The sequence below is a fragment of the Pseudomonas sp. NPDC090592 genome, from assembly GCF_044769185.1.
GTDB lineage: Bacteria > Pseudomonadota > Gammaproteobacteria > Pseudomonadales > Pseudomonadaceae > Aquipseudomonas.
This window is the reverse complement of the sequence record NZ_JBIVXJ010000001.1, coordinates 254,091-274,878: the sequence shown is the minus strand read 5'-3', so window position 1 is coordinate 274,878 and position 20,788 is coordinate 254,091. Positions and strand designations below refer to the sequence as shown.

Genomic DNA, 20,788 nt, shown 5'->3' with positions numbered 1-20,788 from the left:
CAAAAAAAAACGCCCCGGGCCGAATGAAACAGGCCAGGGGCGATGCGCAGGAACGCCAGACGGTTCGTAGAATTCTTTAACGTGCCACTAAGCCGGAACTTCGCGGCGGGCCTGCTGCTGGGCATGCAGGCGGGCAAAGGCGCGCGCCAGGCGCAGCAGCATTTCGTCGATGTTGCCTTTGCTCACGGTCAGCGCCGGTGAAAAACGCACCACATCCGCTTGCGGGGCATTCAGCAGCAAGCCTTCGTGCAGGGCCGCGGCCACCAGCTCACAGGCCAGGTTTTCTTTCAGTTGCAGTGCCCACAGCAGGCCTTGACCGCGCACTTCACCCTGGCCATAGCGCCCGGCCAGGCGGCTCAGGCCTTCGCGCAAGTGGCGGCCGTTGTCCTGCACCTGCGCGAAGAAGCCAGGCTCCAGCACCGTGTCCAGCACAGCCAGGCCCGCAGCGCACATCAGCGCGTTACCATGGTGGCTGCCTTCCAGTTCGCCGGGCTCGGCGCAGCATGCTGTGCCCCGGGCCAGCAAGGCGGCCAGTGGCACTCCACCGCCCAAGCCCTTGCCCAGGGTGATGATGTCGGCGCGCACACCGTACGTTTCTTCGGCCAGCAACGCACCGCAACGGCCAATTCCGGTCTGCACCTCATCGAGGATCAGCAGGATGCCCAGTTCGCGACACAGTGTTTCCACGCCCTTGAGGTATTCCTGCGTGGCGGGGATCACACCCGCCTCGCCCTGGATTGGCTCAAGCATGATCGCCACGGTGCGCGAATCCACTGCGGCATGCAGGGCAGCCAGGTCATTGAACGGCACCTTGCTGAAGCCCGGCAGGCCAGGTTCGCAGCGGTTGCACGGCAGCGGGTCGGACGCCGACAGCGCGCCCAGGCTGCGGCCATGGCAAGCCTGGCTGGCGGTGATGATGTGATAGGCGCCGTTGCGGTGCAGCTGGCCCCACTTGCGTGCCAGCTTGATCGCACCTTCGCAGGCCTCGGCACCGCTGTTGAGCAGGTAAGCCTGGTCGCTGCCCGTGCTCTGGCACAGGCGGTTGACCAGCCCCAGCAGGCCACGGCTGTGAAAGCCCGCGCCCGGGTTGATCAGCGCCTGGGCCTGGTTGCCCAACGCCTTCACCAGCGCACTGGGGCTGTGGCCCAGGCTGTTGACCGCACCGCCCTGGGTGAAGTCCAGGTAGGCGTGCCCTTCGCTGTCCCACAACCACGAGCCCTGGCCACGCACGAATACCTGCTCTGCGCGCTCGGCGCTTGGCATCAGGCGCTCACGCGATAGCTCGGCTGGCGGCACCATCACGGGCGCGCGCTTGGGCTCGGCGGCCGCAGCAGGGGCCGAGCGGCGCAGGTTGAACAGGTTCATCAGGGCTCCAGCCTTGCACGGTAAGGGGCAGGCGCGGGGCGGTCTTGGTGCCGCCGCTCGATATTTTGCCTTGCCTATCAAAAGTGTTTTTCATCCGGGGTAACAATCAACCGATTGATCGCTGTAACCCGTTGGAATACGGCGATAGACTAGGCCTCACAGGGGGTTTCGACCATTTCGTTTTTCCAGCATTTTCGATAAGTGTTACTTATGGATTTCCGCCAACTGCGTTATTTCGTCGCGGTGTATGAAGAAGGCCATGTCGGCCGTGCCGCCGAGCGCCTGTCGTTGTCCCAGCCGGCACTCTCCCAGCAGATCCGCCAACTGGAACACAGCCTCGACCTGAGCTTGTTCGAACGCAGCAACAAGCGCCTGCTGCCGACCCTGGCAGCGCACACCCTGTACAACCACGCCTTGCCGTTGCTCGACGGGTTGCAGCGGGCCCACGAGGCCATGCGCAACTTCAAGGGCCAGTCGCTGCGCACCTTGGCCATTGGTGTATTGCAGACCGTGCGGCCAAGCCTGGTGCCGCAGTTGCTCGAACGGCTACGCAAGGCACAGCCACACCTGGTGGTGCAGATCTATGAATTGTCGGGGCTGGAAATCGAACGGCGCCTGCTCAATGGCAGCCTGGACATCGGCATCAGTTACCTGCCGCCACGCCAGCCTGGGCTACATGGCCTGTTGCTGTATGAAGATGAGCTGCAGTTGGTCATCCCGGATACCCATCCCCTGAAGGACTTCAAGAAGGTTTCCATTCGCCAGGCCGCCGAGTTGCCCATGCTGATGCTGGGCGAGGAGTTCCAGATCCGCCAGATCTGGCAGGCGCAGCTGGCCAGCCAGGGGCGACGGCCACACGTGCAGGCGGAGATGAACAACATGGCAGGGATTCTCGACAGCCTGGCGCACACGGCACTGGCGACCATTCTGCCCGGCCGGGCCAAGGAGGCGGCCGAGGACGGCCAGGGGCTGCTGTGGAAGCCGTTGAGCGAACCGCGGGTACCGCTGAAGGTTGGCCTGGTGTTCCGCGATGCCCAGCGCCAGCAGGCCTCGGTGGAGCTGCTGCGCACGCTGCTGGAAGAAGAGACGGACGCCCGGCTGCTGGGTGCATCGCCACTGGATGTGCTGGGCTGAAAAAACGCACACAAAGAAAACCCCGCCGAAGCGGGGTTTCCCAGACTGTTTCCCTGTGACATCCGTATCGCCCCGCCATCCTGGCAGGTGGTCCTTCGTCGCTGTCCCTAGTCTGTCCTTTGCGCTTCCTGCGCAACGTCCATGTGGTAAAGATTAACCGTGGATCCAATCTGAGAACAGTGGTGAAAAGTCACCACGTCGTGTAGGAAAAAGCTTACAAGGGCGAAGCATTCGCAGATACACCCTACATGGGGCCGCTCTGCGGCCCATCGCGACGCAAGGCCGCTCCCACAAGGTCCTGCATACGCCGATCAATGTGGGAGCGGCCTTGCGTCGCGATGGGCTGCAAAGCAGCCCCAAAAATCGTCAGAACTGCTCGGCATCCAGCAGGTAGAGCGATTCACTCCCCGCCTTCACCGAAGCCACCAGCGAATTCACCCGTGGCAGCAACCGCGCAAAGTAGAACCGTGCCGTGCCCAGCTTGCCGGAATAGAACGCCGTATCCCCATCACCCGCCTGCGCCGCCCGGGCCATCAGTGCCCACATGTAGCCATAGGCAACATAGCCAAATGCATGCAGGTACTCGACGGACGCCGCGCCAATTTCGTTCGGGTTGCCCTTGGCCTGTTCCAGCACCCACTCGGTCAGCCCGTCGAGCTGGTCGAGTGCAGCGCCCAGTGGCTTGGCAAACTCATTCAGCTCGCTACCTGCGCTGGCAATGAACTGGCGAATCTCGTCAGAGAACAGCTTGTAGTAAGCCCCACCGCTGGCCACCACCTTGCGACCCATCAGGTCGAGGGCCTGAATGCCATTGGTGCCTTCGTAGATCTGGGTAATGCGCACATCACGCACCAGTTGCTCCTGCCCCCACTCACGGATGTAACCATGCCCGCCGAATACCTGCTGGCCGTGCACCGTGCACTCCAGGCCCAGGTCGGTAAGGAAGGCCTTGGCCACCGGGGTCAACAGCGCCACCAGTTCTTCGCTGCGCTTGCGTACGGCAGGGTCTTCGCTGTATTTGGCACTGTCCAGTTGCATGGCAACGTAAGTGGAGAAAGCCCGACCACCCTCGATCAGCGCCTTCATGGTCAACAGCATGCGGCGCACGTCCGGGTGAACGATGATCGGATCAGCGCCCTTGTCCTTGGCTTGCGGGCCAGTCGGGGCACGGCTTTGTAGTCGGTCGCGTGCGTACTCCACTGCGTTCTGGTAGGAACGCTCGGCCGAGGCCAGGCCCTGAATGCCCACGCCCAGGCGCTCGTAGTTCATCATGGTGAACATGGCGGCCAGGCCCTTGTTCGGCTCACCGACGATGTAGCCCACTGCCTGGTCGAAGTTCATCACGCAGGTGGCCGAGGCCTGGATGCCCATCTTGTGCTCGATCGAACCGCAAGTGGCCGGGTTGCGTGCACCGAGGCTGCCATCTTCGTTGACCAAAAACTTGGGCACCAGGAACAGCGAAATGCCTTTCGGCCCCGCTGGCGCATCAGGCAGCTTGGCCAGCACCAGGTGGATAATGTTCTCGGTCAGGTCGTGCTCACCACCGGTGATGAAGATCTTGGTGCCGCTGACCTTGTAGCTGCCATCTGCCTGGGGCTCGGCCTTGGTGCGGATGATGCCCAGGTCGGTACCGGCATGTGGCTCGGTCAGGCACATGGAGCCGGCCCACACGCCGGCGTACATGTTCGGCAGGTACTTCTCCTTCAGCGCTTCGCTGGCGTGGGCATTGATCGACAGGCAGGCGCCCGCGGTCAGCATCGGGTACAGGCCAAACGCCAGGCTGGAGGCGTTGACCATTTCCTCGACCTGGGCCGAGATGGCCTTGGGCATGCCCATGCCGCCAAACAGCGGGTCGCCGCCCACGCCCACCCAGCCGCCTTCGGCGTAGGTGTTGTAAGCCTCGATGAAACCGGCTGGGGTGCGTACCGCACCGTTTTGCCAGTGGCAACCTTCTTCATCTGCGGCGCGGCTGAGCGGCGCGATGGACTTGGCGGTGACCTTGCCGGCTTCTTCCAGCACGGCCATAGCAGTGTCGGCATCGACAACCTCGGCCAGCCCGGGCAACTGCGCCCACTGCTCGGCCACGTTGAAGACTTCATTCAGTACGAAGCGCATGTCGCGCAGCGGCGCTTTATAGTCAGCCATGACAACCTCTCGCTAGTCGGGTCGGGGCGGTCTCGGGGAACCGCGACACTGGGGTTGCTTGCAGTGTAACCGAACAACTTTTACGAGACATAGGGTCATCAATCGACCGCATGGTCGCCGCCGGTCACACTGTACGCACTGCTCCTCGTTGCGATTGTTGCCCATGCACCATGACACAATTGCGCCCTGCACCTTTGGCGCTGTACAGCGCCTGGTCGGCGGATTTGAGCACCGCTTCGGGGTTGCGGTGATCAGCCTGGCGCTCGGCCACGCCGATACTGATAGTGACCGATACCGTGCCGCCAGCGCTGCCCGCCCGCCGCTGACGGCCGGCCGTATCGTCCTGCGGGCGGTTGCTCTGGTCGCGCAGGTGCATCACATAGTTGGCGATCACCTCGCGCACCGCTTCCACGTGGGGCACGCATTCCTCGGCGGTCTTGCCAGCGAACACCAGGGCAAACTCCTCGCCGCCATAACGGTAGGCCCGGCCGCCTCCGGTCACCTTGGACAAACGGCTGGCCACCAGGCGCAACACCTGGTCACCGACATCATGGCCATGGGTATCGTTGAATTTCTTGAAGTGGTCAACATCGGTCATGGCGATCACATAGTTACGCCCCAGGCGCTGCATGCGCTCGTTCAGCGCACGGCGCCCCGGCAGGCCGGTCAGTTCGTCGCGGAAGGCCATCTGGTAGGCCTCGTGCGCTACCGCTGCGGCGATCATCAGCATCACCTGGCTGCACATGATGTTCAGGGTGAACGGCAGGATGAACGTTTGCGGCAGCATCCAGAAGATGCCCAGCAGCCCCGTTATCAGCGCCGCGTGCAGAGGCCGCGGTGCGCGCAAGTATTGCACCACCAGCAAGATGAACACGCCGAGGAACAAGGGGTAGACCAGCTGGATCAGGCTCATCCACTGGCCATGCAGGGCGGGCCAGCGGATTTCCGCCAGCCAGGTCAGCAGGGCTTCGGGGAAGCTTTGTTCGAGGGCCACTGCCACGCTGCCCACGGCGAACAGCACGGCGCCACGGGCGACCAGGTCCTGCAGCAGGTGAGTACGTTCCTGCCAGGCGCCATACAGCCCGAACACCGCGGGGAGCAGCAGGCATACCAGGTGGAAGATCACCGCGGCGTCCTCGCGCACGCGGCCGTGGTCACGGTAGAAGTCGGTCTGGGTATCGAGCAGGAAGTAGGCGATGTACACGGTGAGCATCATGAACAGCTCACGCTGGCGGCGGTAAACCGCGCAGTAGGCGCCGCCCAGCAACAGAACCAAGGTGGGCAGGACGTTGAACAGCGATGTGAAAAAGACACTGAGGTCTCTCACGTAGGCCGCAGCGAGCCCTGCCAGCAACAAAACGAGCGATGGCAGAAAGTGGCTTGCGCGAACAGCATTAAAACGAAACAAGGGTAATCTCCAACCCGGCAGATCAATAGTGGCATTGTGCCCTTACTTCATCGGCAGTGCACATGAACAGTTGAATCCAAGAAGTAAAGAGCAGCCATCCTCCTGTCTGCACGCGATCCCTGTGGGAGCGGCCTTGCGTCGCGATTGGGGCGCGAAGCGGCCCCGCCTTCTGCGCCACAGTCGAAATTGTCGGGGCTGCTGCGCAGCCCGATCGCGACACAAGGCCGCTCCCACAAGGGATAGTGTTCAGCCTCGTCAGAATGCAAAAACCCGCCTGCCGGTGAGGGCAGGCGGGTTTTCGGTACAACCGATGAATCAGTACGACAGGCCGAAGTTTTCTTCGTCCATTGCCATCAGGTTGTTGGCACCCGACAGCATGGTCGCCACATGAGTACGGGTACGCGGCAGGATACGCTGGAAGTAGAAGCGCGCAGTCTGCAGCTTGGCGGTGTAGAACGCCTCTTCACTGGTACCGGCTGCCAGCTTCTCGGCCGCCAGGCGGGCGATGTCGGCCCAGAAGTAGGCCAGGCAGGCATAACCGGAGTACATCAGGTAATCGACCGAGGCCGCGCCCACTTCTTCGCGGTCCTTCATGGCGGCCATGCCCACTTTCATGGTCAGCTCGCCCCACTCCTTGTTGATTGCCGCCAGCGGTTCGACGAATTCCTTGACCGCTTCGTTACCTTCCTGCGCCTGGCAGAACTTGTGCACGATCTTGGTAAAGCCCTTCAGTGCTTCGCCCTGGGTCATCAGCACTTTACGGCCCAGCAGGTCCAGCGCCTGGATGCCGGTAGTGCCTTCGTACAGCATGGAGATACGGCTGTCGCGCACGTTCTGCTCCATGCCCCACTCGGCGATGAAGCCGTGGCCGCCGTAGATCTGCACGCCATGGTTGGCCGCTTCGAAACCGACTTCGGTCATGAACGCCTTGGCGATCGGGGTCAGGAACGCCAGCAGGGCATCGGCCTTCTTGCGCTCTTCTTCGTCCTGGCTGTACTTGACGATGTCCACCTGCTTGGCGGTGAAGTACACCATTGCCCGGTTGCCTTCGGCGAAGGCCTTCATGGTCAGCAGCATGCGGCGCACGTCCGGGTGGACGATGATCGGGTCGGCAGCCTTGTCCGGTGCTTTCGGGCCAGTCAGCGAGCGCATCTGCAGGCGCTCACGGGCGTACTTCAGGCCACCCTGGAACGCCACCTCGGCGTGGGCCAGGCCTTGCAGCGCGGTACCCAGGCGAGCAGTGTTCATGAAGGTGAACATGCAGTTCAGGCCTTTGTTGGCCGGGCCGATCAGGTAACCGGTGGCCGCATCGAAGTTCATCACGCAGGTAGCGTTGCCGTGGATGCCCATCTTGTGCTCGATAGAGCCGCAGCTCACACCGTTGCGCTCACCCACGCCGCCTTCGGCATTGGGCAGGAACTTCGGCACGATGAACAGCGAGATACCTTTGGTACCGGCTGGCGCATCCGGCAGGCGGGCCAGGACGATATGGACGATATTGCCGGCCATGTCGTGCTCACCGGCCGAAATGAAGATCTTGGTGCCCGACACTTTGTAGCTGCCGTCGGCCTGTGGCTCGGCCTTGGTGCGCAGCATGCCCAGGTCGGTACCGCAGTGTGGCTCGGTCAGGCACATGGTGCCGGTCCACTCGCCGGACACCAGCTTGGTCAGGTAGGTATGCTGCTGCTCTTCGGTGCCGTGCGCAGAAATGGTGTTCATCGCGCCATGCGACAGGCCTGGGTACATGCCCCACGACCAGTTGGAACCGCCGACCATTTCACTCAGGGCCAAGCCCAGCGACTCTGGCAGGCCTTGGCCACCGTGCTCGATGTCATGGGCCAGGCTCGGCCAGCCGCCTTCGACGAACTGCTCGTAGGCCTCTTTGAAGCCAGTCGGGGTTTTCACGCCCGATTCGCTCCAGGTGCAGCCTTCCTGGTCACCCACACGGTTCAGCGGCGACAGCACCTGCTCACAGAACTTCGCACCTTCTTCGAGGATCGCGTCGACCATGTCGGGCGTGGCGTCCTGGCAGCCCGGCAGGCTCTGATAGTGCGCCTCATAGCCGAGCAGCTCGTCGCGAACGAAGCGGATATCACGCAAGGGGGCTTTGTAATCAGGCATTGCGATGAACCTCTGGGTCAGTTCTGTGGGGGTGACCAGCTCTTGGCGGCCGTCTTATCAAACAGTTGTTTGAAACTTACGTTTAGCTCCGCATTCTGTCAAGGAGGGACTATGGCGCCATTTACGCCACGAAAAATGTCGTTTACGCCAAGCCCGAAAAATACCATTCCCCCGGTGGGAGCGGGCATGCCCGCGAAGAGGCCAGACCAGGCAATAGAGGTGCCTGAACTGACGCATTCGCGGGCATGCCCGCTCCCACAGGGGGTATGTGTGTGTAATTCGGGTGGGCGCCCGGTCAGGCGTAGGTGTCGATGATCCGACCGAGCATTTCGTCGGAAGCCTTGACGACTTTTGCGCCAAGCTCGACTTCGGTCTTGCCCACCGCCTGTTGCACCACGCTGGTGGCCAGGTCCATCTGCTGGCTGCGGTCGACCGCGCGCAGGCGTTCAGCCTGAAAATCGCTGGACTGGCTGGTGGCGGTACGTTCGGCGGCGGTGTTGGCGATCTGGCTTGCAGCCTGATCGACGCGGTTCTGGCCGGTGTGTATTGCGCTCAGGCCCGCGTAATAGGCGGAGCTACCGGTGATTTCCATGTCAGGACTCCATTGACGCTGGATAACGAACAGGCTCAATTAAAGCAGGCCTGCGGTGAAAAGGCCCGTTTAAATCCCTAATGGCTTGGTGCCAGCTGATAGGCCTTGGGTATTCCTGCACCGGCCCTATCGCCGGCAAGCCAGCTCCCACAAGTCCTCCACAACCCTTGAGGTTTGTGCAGTACCTGTGGGAGCTGGCTTGCCGGCGATAGGGCCGGGCCTGAAAACCACTAATCCAACAGATCCAGCTGAAGGTGCTCAGCCACCATGTCGGCACTGGCCTGCTTGAGCTTGGGCACCCGCCCCAGGCAAGGCGCCGGCAAGCGCTCGGCAAGGCTGGCAAGGTTCTCTTCCAACCGTGAAGTACGCGGCTCGATGATGTTCGCCACCCACCCGGCCAGTTGCAGCCCGTCACGCTCGATCGCCTCGGCGCTGAGCAAGGCATGGCTGATACAACCCAACCTCACCCCTACTACCAGGATAACCGGCAGCTGCAAGGCAACAGCCAGGTCAGACAAGTTCTCCAGCCCCGACAACGGCACGCGCCAGCCACCGGCCCCCTCTACCAAGGTGAAGTCGGCATTTTGTTGCAGCACATTGCGCATCGCCGCCAGCAACTCCGGCACGCCCAGCGTCACCCCCGCCTCGCGCGCCGCCACGTGCGGAGCAATCGCAGGCTCGAAAGCAAACGGGTTGACCTGCTCGTACGGCAGCTTGATCGTGCTTTCATCAATCAGCGCCTGGGCATCACTGTTGCGCAAGCCTTTGGCCGTCATCGTGCAACCCGAGGCCACCGGCTTGGCACCCAATGTGCTCATGCCCTGCAAACGCGCCGCATGCAAAAGCCCGGCGGCGATGGTGGTCTTGCCGACATCGGTATCGGTACCGGCAATGAAATAGGCCTGGCTCATCTCGCTCCCCTTACCCCAGTGGCTTGCGCAACACACCATAGACCACCTGATAGGTGGCTGGCAGCCCCTCGGGCTGGCGAAATGCTTCATAGGCCTGCAACAGGCCCTGCATCCGCGCCCGGCCAGTCAGGCCGGAAGGGCGGCCCGGGTTCAGGTTGTGCGCACCCAACGCCTTCAGTTCATGGGTCAGGCTGCGCACATCCGGGTAGTGCAGCACATGCGGGCAGCGCTGCAAGCCAAGTTGTTCAAGGCCGCTATCGGCACACAGGCGCTGGTAATCCTCAAACCGGCGGAAGCGGTTCACATGCACCAGGCCATCCACCGCCTGCCAGCTGGCGCGCAGTTCATCGAGGGTGCCCACACACAGGCTACTGAAGGCCAGCACACCACCTGGGCGCAGCACGCGCAGGGCTTCTGCCAACACACTGGCGAACTGGTCGCACCATTGCACGGCCAGGCTGGTGAACACCAGATCGACGCTTGCATCACGTAGCGGCAAGCGTTCGGCGTCGCCAGCCACGTGATACTGAGCCCCGTTCTGCTCATGGCGGGCGTGGCGCAGCATGCCTTCGGCGATATCCACTGCCACGCCGCTGGCGTACGCAAAACGCCCGGCCAGAATACGGCTGAAATGGCCGGTCCCGCTGCCCAGGTCCAGCCAACGCGAAGGCTGCAAGCCTGCCGGCAGCTGCTCCAGCAGGTGCAAACCTACTGCGCGCTGCAACGCTGCCACGCTGTCGTAGCTGGCCGCAGCGCGAGAGAACGAGGCCGCCACCTGGCGTTTGTCGGGCAGCGCGCCAGGGGTCGGACGGGATAGGTCAGTCATCGCCACTCTCATGCAGGAAACTCTTGATGCCCGCCGCCAGCTCCTGCGGGTACTCCAGCAGGAACGCGTGGGAACTGTCTTCAACCAGGCCCACTTCCACATCGGGCAGCAGCTCGCTCAACGCTTTTGCCGCCTCTGCCGGCACCAGTGCATCGCTGCCGGCGAACAGGTGCAACTGCGGGCCGCCATAGGCCTGCAACGCCTCACGGGTATCCAGCTTGGCCAGCACTTCAAGGCCGGTGGCCAAGTACAGCGGGTCGGTATCCGGCACGCCGACGCCCAGCTGACGTAGCAGCGTGCGTGGCTGCTGCGCGCCATCACTGCACAAGGTACGGAAGCGCTTGAGGGTGACCTGGGTATGGCTGCGACAGCCATCGAGGAAGGTGCCGAAAGTGTCTTCGGCCATGCCGTGGAGCCAGCCCGGGCGGGCCACGAAGCTGGGGTTGCTGGCCAGGGTCAGCAGGCCGCAGCAGTGGTCACCACGCTTGTGCGCCAAGGCGCTGGCCAGCATGCCGCCCAGCGACCAGCCACCCAGCCACACATCGCTCGGCAGCTTGCGATCAAGGTGGTCCACCCATGCCTGAACATCGCTGTCGGCCAGCTCGGGCAGGGGCATCAGCTCTACCTGCAAACGTGAATCCTGGGCACGCAGGCTGGCCGCCAGCGGCTCCAGTGAAGCAGTGCCCAGGCCCCAGCCGGGCAGCAGTACAAGGCGATTACGCATCGGCGTTCTCCAACTGTGGATAACACTCGGCCAATGCATTCAACAATAGCTGCACCTGCGCTTCGCTGTGCGCGGCACTCAGGGTCACCCGCAGGCGGGCGCTGCCAGCCGGTACGGTGGGTGGGCGGATGGCCGTCACCAGCAAGCCGCGTTCGCGCAACATGCGCGACAGGCGCAGGGCCTGTGCGCTGTCGCCGATCACGATGGGCTGGATAGGTGTCGGGCTGTCCATCAGTTGCAGGCCGATCTGTCGTGCGCCTTCGCGGAACTGGCGGATCAACGCTGCCAGGTGCTCACGGCGCCAGGTTTCGCGGCGCAGCAACTCCAGGCTCTTGAGCGTGGCGCAGGCCAGCGCCGGTGGCTGGCTGGTGGTGTAGATGTAGGGGCGGGCAAACTGCACCAGCGCCTCGATCAGCTCTTCGCTGCCGGCAACAAAGGCGCCCGCCGTACCGCAGGCCTTGCCCAATGTGCCGATCAGCACCGGTACTTCATCCACGCCAAGCCCGAAGTGCTCGACGATACCACCACCCTGTGCGCCCAACGTCCCCAGGCCATGGGCGTCGTCGACCATCAGCCAGGCACCGCGCGCCCGGGCCACATCGGCCAGCGCCGGCAGGTCGGCCAGGTCGCCGTCCATGCTGAAGACGCCATCGGTCACCACCAGGGTATTGCCGACGGCCTTGTCCAGGCGGCTGGCCAGGCTGGCCGGGTCATTGTGCAGGTAACGGTTGAAACGGGCGCCACTGAGCAGCCCGCCATCCAGCAGCGAGGCGTGGTTCAGGCGGTCTTGCAGCACCGTGTCGCCCTGCCCCACCAGCGCGGTGATGGCGCCGAGGTTGGCCATGTAGCCGGTGGAGAACAACAGCGCACGCGGGCGCCCGGTGAGTTCGGCCAGCGCCTCTTCAACCTGGTGGTGCGGCGTGCTGTGGCCGATCACCAGGTGCGAGGCGCCACCACCGACACCCCAGCGCTCGGCGCCGGCCTGCCAGGCGGCGATTACTTCAGGGTGATTGGCCAGGCCCAGGTAGTCATTGCTGCAAAAGGCCAGCAAACGCTGGCCGTCGACCACCACTTCCGGCCCTTGCGGGCTTTCCAGTAGCGGCCGCTGCCGATACAAGTCTGCGGCGCGCCGTTCGGCCAGGCGCGCCGCCAGGTCAAAGGCCATCTCAGGCCGACGCGGCGTTGTAGAACATCTCGCTGCTACGCTGCTCGACCAGCGCCTGCTCGATGGCGGCCTGGTGCACTTCGTCGGCGTGCTCTTCACGTGCCTCGGGCTTGATGCCCAGGCGGGCGAACAGCTGCATGTCCTTGTCGGCCTGCGGGTTGGCGGTGGTCAGCAGTTTTTCGCCGTAGAAGATCGAGTTGGCGCCCGCCATGAAGGCCAGGGCCTGCATCTGCTCGTTCATTTGCTCGCGGCCGGCGGACAGGCGCACGTGCGACTTGGGCATCAGCAGGCGGGCAACGGCCAGCATGCGGATGAAATCGAACGGGTCGACATCCTCTTCCTCGGCCAGCGGCGTGCCGGCCACCTTGACCAGCATGTTGATCGGCACCGACTCCGGGTGCTCGGGCAGGTTGGCCAGCTGGATCAGCAGGCCGGCGCGGTCGTCCAGCGACTCACCCATGCCCAGGATGCCACCGGAGCAGATCTTCATCCCGGCATCGCGCACGTAGGCCAGGGTTTGCAGGCGCTCGCTGTAGGTACGGGTGGTGATGATGCTGCCGTAGAACTCCGGCGAGGTGTCGAGGTTGTGGTTGTAGTAGTCCAGGCCAGCCTGGGCCAGGGCAGCGGTTTGCTCCTGGTCGAGTTTGCCGAGGGTCATGCAGGTTTCCAGGCCCATGGCCTTCACACCTTTGACCATTTCCAGCACGTAGGGCATGTCTTTGGCCGACGGGTGCTTCCAGGCTGCGCCCATGCAGAAGCGGGTGGAGCCGATGGCTTTGGCGCGGGCAGCCTCTTCCAGCACCTTCTGCACTTCCATCAGCTTCTGTTTTTCCAGCCCGGTGTTGTAGTGGCCGGACTGTGGACAATATTTGCAGTCTTCCGGGCAGGCGCCGGTCTTGATCGACAACAGGGTCGAAACCTGCACGCGGTTAGGGTCGAAATGCGCGCGGTGCACAGTCTGCGCCTGGAATAGCAAGTCATTGAACGGTTGCTGGAACAGCGCCTTGACCTCGGCCAGGGACCAGTCGTGACGTGTTGTTGCAGTTGTGCTGGCGCTCATCGGCGTTTCCTTGTTTAGGCTGAAGCAGGCGCCGGGGCAGGAAAGCCCGCCAGCGCATCACGGATAGCTCGCATAGTCATGGAAGGCCTATGAACTGTCAACCGCATTGGAAAAGACTGGTTTACAAGTGCTCACTTATTAATCAATCGTGTTTATTGTGCGATGAACCCGCCGAACAGGCCTACCCACTGTGCATCGCCTGCGAGCAGGAACTGCCCTGGTTGGGCGATCATTGCCTGCGCTGCGCCCTGCCACTGCCCATGGCTGGCCTGACCTGCGCCCAGTGCTGCCGCCGTGCGCCGGCCTTCGAGCAGGTGATTGCGCTGTGGCAATTCGGCTTTCCGGTCGACACCCTGGTCAGCCGCTTCAAGCACAATCGGCAATGGCCCCTGGGGCGGTTGATGGCTGAACTGCTGGGGCATGGGCTACTGCATCGCTTTGCCGAAGGGCTGCCCCGCCCTGACCTCCTGTTGCCAGTACCCTTGGCCAAACGTCGACTGCGTGAACGAGGGTTCAACCAGGCCGCGATGCTCGGGCGATGGTTATCGTCGCAACTGGGGCTACGCTGCGACGAGCGGTTACTGGTACGCACGCGCGATACACCTGCGCAACAAAAGCTGGATGCCAAGGCAAGGCGACGTAACTTGCAACAGGCGTTTACAGCCACAGGCGATCTGGCGGACCAGCATGTCGCTGTCGTCGATGATGTGTTGACCACCGGCACCACCGCTCAGGCGATTGCACAGGTACTGCGAAAGGCCGGGGCACGGCGGGTGGATGTCTACTGCCTGGCACGCACGCCCAAGCCTGGCTATGTATGACTCGAAATCGGCACTCCATCTGTAGGAGCGGCCTTGTGTCGCGATCGGGCTGCGCAACAGCCCCAGCGATCTCTGCCCGGGCAGAAACCGTGGGGCCGCTACGCGCCCCTTTCGCGACACAAGGCCGCTCCTACACACTATCCATCTTCAGGCCTTACAACGACCGGATGCCCATGTCCCTACCCACCCTCCTCACCCAGCACATCGCCCGCCGCCCTCAGCGCATTGCGCTGTTGCAGCACATCGCCGAACAAGGCTCGATCACTCGCGCCGCGAAGGCGGCGGGCATCAGCTACAAGGCCGCCTGGGATGCCATCGACGAGCTCAACAACCTGGCCAACCAGCCCTTGGTCGAGCGCAGCACGGGTGGCCGTGGTGGTGGCGGTGCGCGTCTGTCACCGGAAGGTGAGCGGGTGCTGCGCCTTTATCAAAGGCTGCAGGCGTTGCAGGCGCAGATACTCGAAGCTGCCGAAGAGTCCAGCGACCTCGATCTGCTCGGGCGGCTGATGCTGCGCACCAGTGCGCGTAACCAGTTGCAGGGCCAGGTCAGCGGTTTGCGTCGTGAGGGCCGGTATGACCGGGTCAGTCTGGCGTTGGGCGGCGGGTTGGAGATCGATGCGCTGATCACGCATGACAGTACCGCGCGGCTGGAATTGACGCTGGGCACGATGGTGGTGGCGCTGCTCAAGGCTGGCTGGGTGCGGTTGCTGGCGGTGGGGGATGAGGCTGAAGTGGGCAGCAATTGCCTGCAGGCGACGGTGGAGGAAGTGCTGACAGATGTTGATGGGCCCAGTGAGGTCCGACTGGCGTTGGGAAATGGGCAGACACTGTGTGCGATTGCCGAGGCGGATTGGTTGGTCGGGCAGCAGGTGGTGGATGGCAGCGCGGTACGGGTGCAGTTTCATCCGTCTTATGTGTTGATCGGGGTACCTGCATAACCTGGCCGCGCTGTGCGCGGTTCGCGGGCTTGCCCGCTCCCACAGGGACCGCGCCGCCCGCAGCATGTGCACCGTACCTGTGGGAGCGGGCATGCCCGCGAAGAGGCCGCCACAGGTGGAACGCGGTAACATGGCCCCACGCCGCTTACCCCCGGAGCCCCCATGTCCCACCCCTTCGACACCCTCACCCCCGACCTGGTCCTGGACGCCGTGGAGAGCATTGGCTTCCTGAGCGACGCCCGGGTGCTGGCACTGAACAGCTATGAAAACCGTGTCTATCAGGTAGGCATCGAAGACGCACAGCCGCTGATCGCCAAGTTCTACCGCCCAGGCCGCTGGAGCGATGCGGCGATCCTCGAAGAACACAGCTTCACCGCCGAACTGGCCGACTGCGAAGTGCCGGTGGTGGCGCCCATGCAGCACGACGGCCGTACCTTGTTCGAACACCAGGGCTTTCGCTTTACCCTGTTCCCCCGCCGTGGCGGCCACGCGCCGGAGCCGGGCAACCTCGACCAGTTGTATCGCCTCGGCCAGTTGCTCGGCCGCCTGCATGCCGTGGGCGCCAGCAAACCGTTCGCACACCGCGAAGCGCTGGCTGTGGACAACTTCGGCCATGCCTCGCTGAAAACCCTGCTGGAAGGCGGTTTTGTCCCGCGCGAGCTGTTGCCTGCGTTCGAATCCGTAGCCCGCGACCTGCTCAAGCGGGTCGAGGACATCTACGCCCGCACCCCGCACAACCTCATCCGCCTGCACGGCGACCTACACCCCGGCAACCTGATGCACCGCGACGAGGTCTACCACGTGGTCGACCTCGACGACTGCCGCATGGGGCCGGCGGTGCAAGACCTGTGGATGATGCTGGCCGGCAACCGCGAAGAGCGCCTGGGGCAACTGGCCGAGCTGATCGACGGCTACAACGAATTCCACGACTTCGACCCGCGCGAGCTGGCCCTGATCGAACCCCTGCGCGCCCTGCGCCAACTGCACTACAGCGCCTGGCTGGCACGGCGCTGGGACGATCCGGCGTTCCCGCCCAGCTTCCCCTGGTTTGGCCAGCCACGTTATTGGGGCGACCAGATCCTCGCCCTGCGTGAACAGATGGCAGCGCTGGATGAAGCACCGCTGAAATTGTTCTAGAAGCACGCCCGCCTCTGTCTACAATAGGCGTCGCTTTATTTAGCTACCTAAGCAAGGATTCTGCATGCACGCCGCAAACCCGCGTCGCGGGTACATACTGGGCCTTAGTGCCTACATCATCTGGGGCCTGTTCCCCCTGTACTTCAAGGCGATCCAGAACGTCCCGGCAGTGGAGATCATTGTCCACCGGGTACTGTGGTCAGCACTGTTCGGCTCATTGCTGCTGCTGGTGTGGAAACACCCTGGCTGGTGGCGCGAACTGCGTGACAACCCTCGCCGCCTGGCCATCCTGGCGCTGAGCGGGGCACTGATCGCGGGCAACTGGCTGACTTATGTGTGGTCGGTGAACAACGGCCGCATGCTTGAGGCCAGCCTGGGCTACTACATCAATCCGCTGATCAATGTGCTCCTGGGCATGCTGATTCTTGGCGAGCGCTTGCGTCGTCTGCAATGGCTGGCGGTGGGCATGGCGGCCGTGGGTGTGGCACAGCAAGTATGGCAAGTGGGCAGCCTGCCCTGGGTGTCGCTGGTACTGGCGCTGAGCTTCGGCTTCTATGGGCTGATTCGCAAGCAGGCACCGGTGGCAGCATTGCCGGGCCTGGTGGTGGAAACCTGGATGCTGGTGCCGCTGGCCGCTGGCTGGCTGCTGCTGCACCCGGCGGCGATGAGTGCCCAGGGTGCGTTCTACACCAGCAGCGAGGCGCTGTGGCTGATGGCCGCTGGGCCGGTGACGCTAATACCGTTGGTGTGCTTCAACGCGGCGGCGCGCCACCTGCCCTATACCACGCTGGGTTTCTTGCAGTACCTGGCGCCGACCCTGGTGTTGTTGCAGGCGGTACTGCTGTTTGATGAGCATCTGTCGTCGAGCACCTTGGTGGCGTTCATGTTCATTTGGGCGGGTTTGGCGATTTACAGCGTCGATGCGTGGCTGAGTTTGCGCAAGCGCAGCTGATCAATAAATGATCAAAACTCTGCAGGCCATGTGGTTCGTGGCTTGCAGAGACATCTCCAAAGGTTATCCACAACCTCGTCCCCGTGCTTTGTGCACAAGGTGCTGATTTTTGAGCGTTTTTTGATCAAAGCCGTGGAAGGCGCGCGCGGCCTGGGCTGGAGAGGTGAACCCCCAGGTTATCCACAGGGCCTTCCCCGTGATATCGGGATAACCGCAGGGGGCTGCTTTGCAGCCCGGCAATCTCGGATCAATCCTCCGGCCGAAGCTTCAACTCCACCATCAAGTCGTCCGCCAGGCTCTCCAGCTTCTGCTGCAAATCCTCCAGCGACAGGGTCAACGGCAATGCCAGCAAGGCATCGGCATGGAACAGTGGCTCGCTGCTCATGGGTGCCGGCCGCACCTCAGTGGTAAACCGCTCAAGGTTCACCCCCAGATCCGCCAGCAGGCGGGTGATATCACGCACGATCCCCGGCCGGTCATTCCCCACCAACTCCATCGCAATCGGCTTCCAGGTACACGAAGGCTCGATGCCGCTTTCGGCAATCAGTACCCGAATGTCATACCTGGCCAGCGCCTGCAACGACGCCACCAGCTCAGCGTAATTCTCGGCCGGCACGGCCACCCGCAGGATGCCGGCGAACTGCCCGGCCATACGCGACATGCGGCTCTCCAGCCAGTTGCCACTGTGGTCGGCGATACATTGGGCAATGCGTTCAACCTGCCCGGCCTTGTCGGGAGCGATTACAGTCAGTACAAGATGATCCACAAGCCCTTCCTCGTGTCGGACCGCGCCGTGCGGCTGAAAATCAGGGGATCGACTCAGTATAGGCAAGGCGCGGCAACCTGCCGCAGGGCAATCAGCATAGCCAATCGTGTACTGTTTCAAGATTTATCTGGAACAATCCACCTGTTTTTTGCGAACATACCAACTCCCAGCGTGACCATACGCGACCAAACGGTCGCATAACGGCGCTTTTAGTCTGATTTTGCCCCGCCTACTGCTTCATGTAGTATCCCGTGGCGCGGACTACAAAACGTCGTTTGGATGTCTGCCAAGGCGCCTGTGAAAATACGCACACTGCCCGCCAGCCTGTCTGGCAGGCTGCACCCAGCCGCGTTCGGGCTCACCCCCGGGGGCAAGTACTGGTACGTGTTTAGAGAAGCGCTACAGGCTTAATACAGAAGAGCGAAATAGCTGAGCAGAGTGAGGCAAGCAATGACTGGATACGTTCAAGTCGGTGGCCTTCAGGTCGCCAAGGTCCTGTACGACTTCGTGAACAACGAAGCCATCCCCGGGACCGGCATCGTCGCCGAGCAGTTCTGGGCGGGTGCAGAGAAGATCATCAATGACCTCGCTCCAAAGAACAAAGCCCTGCTCGCCAAGCGCGACGAGCTGCAAGCCAAGATCGACGCCTGGCACCAGGCACGCAAAGGCCAGGCACACGATGCCGTAGCCTACAAAGCATTCCTCCAGGAAATCGGCTACCTGCTGCCACAAGCCGACGATTTCCAGGCCACCACCCAGAACGTGGACGAAGAAATCGCCCACATGGCCGGCCCGCAGCTGGTTGTTCCAGTGATGAACGCCCGCTTCGCCCTGAACGCCGCTAACGCCCGCTGGGGTTCGCTGTACGATGCCCTGTACGGCACCGATGCCATCAGTGATGAAGGCGGCGCCGAAAAAGGCCAGGGTTACAACAAAGTACGTGGCGACAAAGTCATCGCCTTCGCCCGCGCCTTCCTCGACGAAGCTGCGCCACTGGCCGCCGGCTCGCACGTCGATTCCACCGGCTACCGCATCGAAGGCGGCAAGTTGATTGTTGCCCTCAAAGGCGGCAGCAACAGCGGCCTGCGCAACGATGCCCAACTGGTCGGCTTCCACGGCGATGCCGCTGCACCGACTGCCGTGCTGCTGAAACACAACGGCCTGCACTTCGAAATCCAGGTCGATGCCAGCACCCCGGTTGGCAGCACCGACGCCGCCAGTGTGAAAGACATCCTGATGGAATCGGCACTGACCACCATCATGGACTGCGAAGACTCGGTTGCCGCCGTCGACGCCGACGACAAGGTAATCGTCTACCGCAACTGGCTGGGCCTGATGAAAGGCGACCTGGCCGAAACCGTGAGCAAGGGTGGCAAAACCTTCACCCGCACCATGAACCCGGACCGCGAGTACGCCGCGCCAAACGGTGGCAGCGTGACCCTGCATGGCCGTTCGCTGCTGTTCGTGCGTAACGTTGGCCACCTGATGACCAACCCGGCGATCCTCGATGCCCAGGGCAACGAAATCCCCGAAGGCATCCAGGACGGCCTGTTCACCAACCTGGTCGCCCTGCACAACCTCAACGGCAACACCAGCCGCAAGAACACCCGCAGCGGCAGCGTGTACATCGTCAAGCCGAAGATGCACGGCCCGGAAGAAGTGGCATTCGCCGCCGAAATCTTCAGCCAGGTCGAAGACCTGCTGGGCATGAAGCGCAATACCGTCAAGGTCGGCATCATGGACGAGGAGCGCCGTACCACGGTCAACCTCAAGTCCTGCATCAAGGCAGCCGCCGAGCGTGTGGTGTTCATCAACACCGGCTTCCTCGACCGCACGGGCGATGAAATCCACACCTCGATGGAAGCCGGCGCCGTCGTGCGCAAAGGCGCCATGAAAAACGAGAAGTGGATCGGCGCCTACGAGAACAACAACGTCGACGTCGGCTTGGCCACCGGCCTGCAAGGCCGTGCGCAAATCGGCAAAGGCATGTGGGCCATGCCCGACCTGATGGCCGCCATGCTCGAGCAGAAAATCGCCCACCCGCTGGCCGGCGCCAACACCGCCTGGGTGCCGTCGCCAACCGCCGCCACCCTGCACGCCCTGCACTACCACAAGGTCGACGTACAGGCGCGCCAGCGTGAGCTGGCCTCGCGTACCCCTGCGTCGGTGGACGACATCCTGGCCATCCCGCTGGCTGCCGACACCAACTGGTCGGCTGAAGAGATCCGCAACGAACTGGATAACAACGCCCAGGGCATTCTTGGCTACGTGGTTCGCTGGATCGACCAGGGCGTGGGTTGCTCGAAGGTGCCGGACATCAACAACGTCGGCCTGATGGAAGACCGCGCCACCCTGCGTATTTCGGCCCAGCTGCTGGCCAACTGGCTGCGCCATGGCGTGGTCAGCCAGGAGCAGGTGCTGGAAAGCCTCAAGCGCATGGCGGTGGTGGTTGACCAGCAGAACGCCAGCGACGCCCTGTACCGCCCGATGGCGCCGAACTTCGACGACAACGTCGCGTTCCAGGCGGCTATCGAGCTGGTGGTGGAAGGTGGCAAGCAGCCGAACGGTTACACCGAGCCGGTGCTGCACCGCCGTCGCCGCGAGTTCAAGGCGCGTAACGGGCTGTAAGTTACACCTGCGAACGGGGGCCGCTTTGCGGCCCTATCGCGACACAAGGCCGCTCCCACAGGTTCCGCGCAAGACTCATGTACAGCGCGCCACTT

The 20,788-nt window shown here is 63.1% G+C and carries 17 protein-coding genes; 6 read left to right on the top strand and 11 right to left on the bottom strand.

The features are described from left to right. Nucleotides 1–87: 87 nt before the first annotated feature. Nucleotides 88–1,365 carry an aspartate aminotransferase family protein gene (locus ACIQUI_RS01200; protein ID WP_403194322.1) on the bottom strand — a complete coding sequence of 426 codons (1,278 nt, stop codon included), beginning with the start codon at nucleotides 1,363–1,365 and terminating at the stop codon, nucleotides 88–90. Between the two features lie 210 nt (nucleotides 1,366–1,575). Between ACIQUI_RS01200 and ACIQUI_RS01195 the strand changes: the two genes are divergently transcribed. Then, the gene (locus ACIQUI_RS01195; RefSeq protein WP_403194320.1) at nucleotides 1,576–2,499 is read left to right on the top strand and encodes a LysR family transcriptional regulator; all 924 of its coding nucleotides are present in this window, start codon (nucleotides 1,576–1,578) and stop codon (nucleotides 2,497–2,499) included. A gap of 366 nt (nucleotides 2,500–2,865) precedes the next feature. Here ACIQUI_RS01195 and ACIQUI_RS01190 read toward each other — a convergent pair whose 3' ends face one another. The 9 genes from ACIQUI_RS01190 to bioB all read right to left on the bottom strand — a co-directional run bounded on the left by ACIQUI_RS01190 (nucleotide 2,866) and on the right by bioB (nucleotide 13,451). Next, a complete protein-coding gene (locus tag ACIQUI_RS01190; RefSeq protein WP_403194319.1) occupies nucleotides 2,866–4,644 on the bottom strand; it encodes an acyl-CoA dehydrogenase C-terminal domain-containing protein in 1,779 nt (592 codons plus the stop codon). 124 nt (nucleotides 4,645–4,768) lie between these two features. Then, nucleotides 4,769–6,052 (bottom strand): diguanylate cyclase, encoded by a 1,284-nt coding sequence (locus tag ACIQUI_RS01185; protein WP_403194317.1) that lies wholly within the window; start codon nucleotides 6,050–6,052, stop codon nucleotides 4,769–4,771. Nucleotides 6,053–6,367: 315 nt separating this feature from the next. Beyond that, nucleotides 6,368–8,173: a phenylacyl-CoA dehydrogenase gene (locus tag ACIQUI_RS01180; protein ID WP_391136637.1), complete on the bottom strand. Its 1,806-nt coding sequence runs from the start codon at nucleotides 8,171–8,173 to the stop codon at nucleotides 6,368–6,370. Nucleotides 8,174–8,468: 295 nt separating this feature from the next. Then, complete coding sequence (locus ACIQUI_RS01175) at nucleotides 8,469–8,765, bottom strand: pyrroloquinoline quinone biosynthesis protein PqqE (protein ID WP_391136634.1); 297 nt, start codon at nucleotides 8,763–8,765, stop codon at nucleotides 8,469–8,471. Nucleotides 8,766–8,995: 230 nt separating this feature from the next. Beyond that, nucleotides 8,996–9,676, bottom strand: a complete 681-nt coding sequence (bioD, locus tag ACIQUI_RS01170) for a dethiobiotin synthase (RefSeq protein WP_403194315.1) — start codon at nucleotides 9,674–9,676, stop codon at nucleotides 8,996–8,998. A 10-nt stretch (nucleotides 9,677–9,686) separates the two neighbouring features. Further along, on the bottom strand, nucleotides 9,687–10,502 hold the full coding sequence (gene bioC / locus ACIQUI_RS01165; RefSeq protein ID WP_403194313.1) for a malonyl-ACP O-methyltransferase BioC: 816 nt from the start codon (nucleotides 10,500–10,502) through the stop codon (nucleotides 9,687–9,689). Then, nucleotides 10,495–11,226, bottom strand: coding sequence for an alpha/beta fold hydrolase (locus ACIQUI_RS01160; RefSeq protein ID WP_403194311.1), 732 nt, complete (start codon nucleotides 11,224–11,226; stop codon nucleotides 10,495–10,497). Before ACIQUI_RS01160 ends, bioC begins: the two co-directional genes overlap by 8 nt. Next, complete coding sequence (gene bioF, locus ACIQUI_RS01155; RefSeq protein WP_403194310.1) at nucleotides 11,219–12,391, bottom strand: 8-amino-7-oxononanoate synthase; 1,173 nt, start codon at nucleotides 12,389–12,391, stop codon at nucleotides 11,219–11,221. The genes ACIQUI_RS01160 and bioF overlap by 8 nt, the downstream gene beginning before the upstream one ends. 1 nt (nucleotide 12,392) lies before the next feature. Further along, nucleotides 12,393–13,451 carry a biotin synthase BioB gene (gene bioB / locus ACIQUI_RS01150; protein WP_016497669.1) on the bottom strand — a complete coding sequence of 353 codons (1,059 nt, stop codon included), beginning with the start codon at nucleotides 13,449–13,451 and terminating at the stop codon, nucleotides 12,393–12,395. A gap of 89 nt (nucleotides 13,452–13,540) precedes the next feature. On the opposite strand from bioB, the gene ACIQUI_RS01145 reads away from it, so the two are divergent. The 4 genes from ACIQUI_RS01145 to rarD all read left to right on the top strand — a co-directional run bounded on the left by ACIQUI_RS01145 (nucleotide 13,541) and on the right by rarD (nucleotide 17,299). After that, nucleotides 13,541–14,272: a ComF family protein gene (locus ACIQUI_RS01145; protein ID WP_403194308.1), complete on the top strand. Its 732-nt coding sequence runs from the start codon at nucleotides 13,541–13,543 to the stop codon at nucleotides 14,270–14,272. 173 nt (nucleotides 14,273–14,445) lie between these two features. Then, nucleotides 14,446–15,210: a TOBE domain-containing protein gene (locus ACIQUI_RS01140; protein WP_403194306.1), complete on the top strand. Its 765-nt coding sequence runs from the start codon at nucleotides 14,446–14,448 to the stop codon at nucleotides 15,208–15,210. A gap of 162 nt (nucleotides 15,211–15,372) precedes the next feature. Continuing rightward, nucleotides 15,373–16,347 (top strand): serine/threonine protein kinase, encoded by a 975-nt coding sequence (locus ACIQUI_RS01135; protein WP_403194304.1) that lies wholly within the window; start codon nucleotides 15,373–15,375, stop codon nucleotides 16,345–16,347. A 64-nt stretch (nucleotides 16,348–16,411) separates the two neighbouring features. Then, nucleotides 16,412–17,299 carry an EamA family transporter RarD gene (gene rarD / locus ACIQUI_RS01130; protein WP_403194302.1) on the top strand — a complete coding sequence of 296 codons (888 nt, stop codon included), beginning with the start codon at nucleotides 16,412–16,414 and terminating at the stop codon, nucleotides 17,297–17,299. 247 nt (nucleotides 17,300–17,546) lie between these two features. On the opposite strand, the gene ACIQUI_RS01125 is transcribed toward rarD, so the two are convergent. After that, a complete protein-coding gene (locus ACIQUI_RS01125; RefSeq protein WP_403194300.1) occupies nucleotides 17,547–18,065 on the bottom strand; it encodes a glycine cleavage system protein R in 519 nt (172 codons plus the stop codon). Nucleotides 18,066–18,515: 450 nt separating this feature from the next. Between ACIQUI_RS01125 and ACIQUI_RS01120 the strand changes: the two genes are divergently transcribed. Further along, on the top strand, nucleotides 18,516–20,693 hold the full coding sequence (locus ACIQUI_RS01120) for a malate synthase G (RefSeq protein WP_403194298.1): 2,178 nt from the start codon (nucleotides 18,516–18,518) through the stop codon (nucleotides 20,691–20,693). Nucleotides 20,694–20,788: the final 95 nt, after the last annotated feature.

What these genes read in the sequence shown, in the direction of transcription:
- ACIQUI_RS01200 (WP_403194322.1), bottom strand. Translation starts at nt 1,365, where the DNA reads ATGAACCTGTTCAACCTGCGCCGCTCGGCCCCTGCTGCGGCCGCCGAG.
- ACIQUI_RS01195 (WP_403194320.1), top strand. Translation starts at nt 1,576, where the DNA reads ATGGATTTCCGCCAACTGCGTTATTTCGTCGCGGTGTATGAAGAAGGC.
- ACIQUI_RS01190 (WP_403194319.1), bottom strand. Translation starts at nt 4,644, where the DNA reads ATGGCTGACTATAAAGCGCCGCTGCGCGACATGCGCTTCGTACTGAAT.
- ACIQUI_RS01180 (WP_391136637.1), bottom strand. Translation starts at nt 8,173, where the DNA reads ATGCCTGATTACAAAGCCCCCTTGCGTGATATCCGCTTCGTTCGCGAC.
- ACIQUI_RS01175 (WP_391136634.1), bottom strand. Translation starts at nt 8,765, where the DNA reads ATGGAAATCACCGGTAGCTCCGCCTATTACGCGGGCCTGAGCGCAATA.
- bioD (WP_403194315.1), bottom strand. Translation starts at nt 9,676, where the DNA reads ATGAGCCAGGCCTATTTCATTGCCGGTACCGATACCGATGTCGGCAAG.
- bioC (WP_403194313.1), bottom strand. Translation starts at nt 10,502, where the DNA reads ATGACTGACCTATCCCGTCCGACCCCTGGCGCGCTGCCCGACAAACGC.
- ACIQUI_RS01160 (WP_403194311.1), bottom strand. Translation starts at nt 11,226, where the DNA reads ATGCGTAATCGCCTTGTACTGCTGCCCGGCTGGGGCCTGGGCACTGCT.
- bioF (WP_403194310.1), bottom strand. Translation starts at nt 12,391, where the DNA reads ATGGCCTTTGACCTGGCGGCGCGCCTGGCCGAACGGCGCGCCGCAGAC.
- bioB (WP_016497669.1), bottom strand. Translation starts at nt 13,451, where the DNA reads ATGAGCGCCAGCACAACTGCAACAACACGTCACGACTGGTCCCTGGCC.
- ACIQUI_RS01145 (WP_403194308.1), top strand. Translation starts at nt 13,541, where the DNA reads ATGAACTGTCAACCGCATTGGAAAAGACTGGTTTACAAGTGCTCACTT.
- ACIQUI_RS01140 (WP_403194306.1), top strand. Translation starts at nt 14,446, where the DNA reads ATGTCCCTACCCACCCTCCTCACCCAGCACATCGCCCGCCGCCCTCAG.
- ACIQUI_RS01135 (WP_403194304.1), top strand. Translation starts at nt 15,373, where the DNA reads ATGTCCCACCCCTTCGACACCCTCACCCCCGACCTGGTCCTGGACGCC.
- rarD (WP_403194302.1), top strand. Translation starts at nt 16,412, where the DNA reads ATGCACGCCGCAAACCCGCGTCGCGGGTACATACTGGGCCTTAGTGCC.
- ACIQUI_RS01120 (WP_403194298.1), top strand. Translation starts at nt 18,516, where the DNA reads ATGACTGGATACGTTCAAGTCGGTGGCCTTCAGGTCGCCAAGGTCCTG.